The following is a 3,884-nucleotide window of genomic DNA, read 5'->3' on the forward strand; positions in this document are numbered from 1 at the left end:
TAAAATGAAAGAAACCAATGCGGTCTTGTTGATGGATAAATTTATCTACTACCTGAAGCAACACCGCTTATATACCCGCACACTTGGAATTATTTGAGTCTCTAAAAATGAGGGGATCTCTGAGGGCGGCAACCCCTCTTCCTCCCCTTTCACGTTATTGCTTCCCAATGGCGTCCCAGCCACTTCCGCCTCTGGCGGGCTCGCCTCGCGCCAGGACGCGCGCCACTGATGCCGGCCAGCAGGGGGCAAGGGGTGAGCCGCAGATAAAATAGACAAGGGTAAAATAGTGGCTTTCAGTGAGGTTAGTGCTGGCTGAACCGCGAAAATCGGTGTCGATGACAAGATTTGTCGGGTTCGGCCCCGCTTTTTGCCCAGTAAAACTGCAAAAACGCAAAAGGCGTCATTCAAAACCTATCTGTAAACAGATCGCAAACCAATCTCAAGATATTGATTTTAAATGATTTAAATTAATTAGCACTCGAACGACCTACTTGACAAAGCCAGCCAGCTCGCATTTCACTCACCAGCATTGAAAAATGCAGCGTTGATGCTCCATCACCAAAAAACACGCCATTTAATACAAGAATGCCATTGTTTTAATCTCCTCGTATGGTATCTTGTATCCATCAGCCGTCAGCCAGGGAGAAAAAGTATGACTGAGTTCTTAGTTACAGCCGTCTTCACCGTGTTTTTCACTCTGGTCGCAGTTTCTCTGCCTTCACTGTCCCAGTTTTGAGCCATGAGGGGCGCGTGTCGCCCCACTGACTGACCAGACAACGACTGTTTTATCGACACCAACTGCGACTTTCTCGCCGTTGGTGTTTTTGTTTGTGGTTTCTCCCCCATTTACCCACTCTTTCTCTCTCTTTTGCGGGGCCGCCCCCGTCAAGCGCCCCATCACACCGGGCTCACGGCTTGACGCAGCCTCCCCCAGATCCACAATAGGTCCTCCTCTTGTCCCCCTAGGGAGCCCTCATCTGCACCGCCCCCTCATTCAGCTTCGATGAAGCCGTGCTGGCCCGGGGCGTCGACCTGCTGGAGCGGGTTATCCAGCACGGACTGGCCCTGCCCTCATCACAACGGTGCCCGAATCTGATCCCGTGGGCGGACCGGCCCGCGCCAGGCCCAAAAAAACAGGCAGCCCGAAGGCTGCCTGCTTGCTCAGTGGTGGTCACGCCCGGGCGCGACCGACTTACCCCAGCACTATCTCGGCCAGGTGGCGGAAGTGGCGGATCTCATGGGTCGGCGCGCACTCCCCCTCCTGGCCATGGGGGTTATACCAGCAGGTCGCCAGCCCCACGGCGGCCGCACCGGCAATATCCGTCTTGGGGTTGTCCCCCACCATCAGCACCCGGGCAGGATCCGGGCACCCCATCAGGGCCAGGCTCTGCTCGAAGATGGCGGCAGACGGCTTGGTGACCCTGACCTCGTCCGAGATGATCAGCGGCTCGAACCAGTCGTGCCAGCCCAGCTTGTTCAGGCGACCGCGCTGGGGCAGGCTGAAGCCATTGGTGATGATCCCCATGCTCACCCTCTCCTTCAGGCTCAGCAGGGTCTCTACCACCCCCTCCAGCGGCTGGCTCAGGGCAATGATCCGGGTGAGAAAGGTGTCATTCATGGCCAGGGGATTGACCCCGGCGGGGGTGAAGGGGGAGAAACGGGTCTGTTGCAGCTGCTCGGCATCGATCTCGCCACTGTTGTACTGCACCCAGAGCCTGTGATTGAGGGCCTGATACGCCTGCATCCGCTCCTCACTGGCCACTATGCCGTGCAGTTGCAGGGTCTGCTCCAGGGCGCGGCCCACCGGGAAATCAACCAGGGTCTCATCGAGGTCAAACAGGACCCAGTCATAGCGTGGCGTCTTCATATCACTCCTTTACTGCATGGAAAACCCGAGGCGGCCCCGCCCGTGTCGCAGGCGGGGCGCCATTATCGGTCAGGGGGGCGACGGGATCCAGTCAGGCATCCAGCTCGCCGGCCTGCCAACGAGCCAGCAGATGCAGGGTGAAACGTACCCCGAAGCCCGTCACCTCGCTGCCCACCACCCCATTGCCCCCCTTGTTGCGATAGCCGGACAAGTCCAGATGCAACCAGGGAATAGTGGCGGGCACGAAGCGACCGAGGAAGCGGGTCGCGTCTATGTGATCCGGCGAGGCCCCGGGGGCACACTGCAGCAGATCCGCCCACTCGCTCGTCAGGTTGTCGTCATAGTCCTCGTCATGGGGGAAGGGCCAGACCCGCTCCCCGCTCTCCTGCCCCAGGGCGATGAGGGGGAGCAGCCAGGCAGGCTGATTGGTGAAGGCGCCGCTGTAACCGCTGCCCAGCGCCCGCTTGCAGGCCCCGGTCAGGGTGGCGTAATCGACGATGAGGGATGGTTGATCCCGGGCAGCCAGGGCCAGGGCATCCGCCAGCACCATGCGTCCCTCGGCGTCCGTGTCCACCACCTCTATGGTGGTGCCGTTGCAGGCGGTGACCACCTCCCCGGGGCGATAGGCCCTGGGGCCTATGTGGTTCTCGGCGATGGCGAGCCAGCAGTGAACCCGGACAGGCAGGCGGGCGCGGCTGATGGCAAGCAGGGTGCCCAGGGCCACCGCACTGCCTCCCATGTCCAGGTGCATGCCATACATGGAGCCCCCCACCTTGAGGTTGTAGCCACCCGAGTCATGGCAGATCCCCTTGCCCACCAAGGCCAGGGTGCGCTCGGCGCCGGCGGGTTCATAGCTCAGCTTGACGATGGCGCCCTGGCCATCCTCGGATCCCCGGCTCACCGCGAGAAACGCCCCGGCCCCCAGCGCCTGCAATGCGGCCTCATCATACTCCTGACACTGCCACCCCTCTTGCCGGGCCAGCGCACGCACCCGCTGGCGATAACCAGGGGCATCGAGCACGGAGGCGGGTAAGACGCCGAGATGACGAGCCAGGGCATTGCCCTCGGCCTCGGCGCACAAGCGCGTCACATCCAGGGGAAAGGCGGGCGAGCTGAGGATCCGATCATAGGCGCACACCGCTTTGGCCTCGCGTTTTTGGCTCGGCAGGCTGACATTGGCGGCCAGCAGGCTGGCCAGCAGCGCCTCGCCGAGGCGGGCCGTCTCGTCGCCGTCGAACCCTTCCAGATACAGGGCCAGCTCGCGGCTCTGGTATGACGCCAGGGGGGCAATCCACTGCCGGATCCGGCGATAGCGCCCATGGCCTTCGCCCAGGGCATCGCTGAATACCAGCAGCAGCAGCCCCTGCTCATCGGGCGATCCGATGATCGGGCACAGACAAGGCCCTTCCTGTCCCAAAGCTGACTGCAGGGCCGCCGGGGCCAGCTCGGGTCGCGCGAGCAGGGTTGCCTTTAGATTCTGATGGCAGATCAACAACTTGAGGGGGGCATTCAGCCCCATGAACTGATCAAGATCCCGGGGAGCATTCTCTATCCTGGGGGCCTGGTAGCAAAAATCGAGCATGATGGGGCAGCCTCATCCATGAATACACAGCGAAGAAAACAGGAAGGCGAGATGATACTACCGAGGGAAAGGGATCGCCATGACGCCCTGCCATAGGGGTTGGCTTTGATGCGCCCGACCATGGGGCAAGTCGCCGCAGGTCCTGGGCAATGGGGGTCGGCATCGGCGGCCATGTTCAGAGAGAGAAAACAGGATAACGAGGGGAAATAAAAAGTGGTTGCGGGGGCTGGATTTGAACCAACGACCTTCGGGTTATGAGCCCGACGAGCTACCGAGCTGCTCCACCCCGCGTCCGAATTGTCCCGTTCTGGCAGAGCAGTTGCCATCCCGGGTGCGCCTTCCTGTTCACGGATGAACGGCAAGACTGTATGTGGTTGCGGGGGCTGGATTTGAACCAACGACCTTCGGGTTATGAGCCCGACGAGCTACCGAGCT

The 3,884-nt window shown here is 61.1% G+C and carries 2 protein-coding genes and 1 tRNA gene; all 3 read right to left on the reverse strand.

All coding sequences use genetic code 11. The features are described from left to right. Positions 1–1,192: 1,192 nt before the first annotated feature. Positions 1,193–1,867 (reverse strand): pyrimidine 5'-nucleotidase, encoded by a 675-nt coding sequence (gene yjjG, locus ACLHZ1_RS20350; RefSeq protein WP_427263509.1) that lies wholly within the window; start codon positions 1,865–1,867, stop codon positions 1,193–1,195. Between the two features lie 91 nt (positions 1,868–1,958). Next, positions 1,959–3,452, reverse strand: a complete 1,494-nt coding sequence (locus tag ACLHZ1_RS20355) for a M17 family metallopeptidase (RefSeq protein WP_427263510.1) — start codon at positions 3,450–3,452, stop codon at positions 1,959–1,961. A gap of 211 nt (positions 3,453–3,663) precedes the next feature. Further along, positions 3,664–3,740, reverse strand: a tRNA-Met gene (locus tag ACLHZ1_RS20360). Positions 3,741–3,884 lie beyond the last annotated feature (144 nt).

It is taken from the genome of Aeromonas sobria (assembly GCF_050266975.1).
Lineage (GTDB): Bacteria > Pseudomonadota > Gammaproteobacteria > Enterobacterales > Aeromonadaceae > Aeromonas > Aeromonas sobria_B.

Bases quoted from the DNA above. Each gene is read 5' to 3' on its own strand.
- yjjG (WP_427263509.1), bottom strand. From the start codon at position 1,867: ATGAAGACGCCACGCTATGACTGGGTCCTGTTTGACCTCGATGAGACC.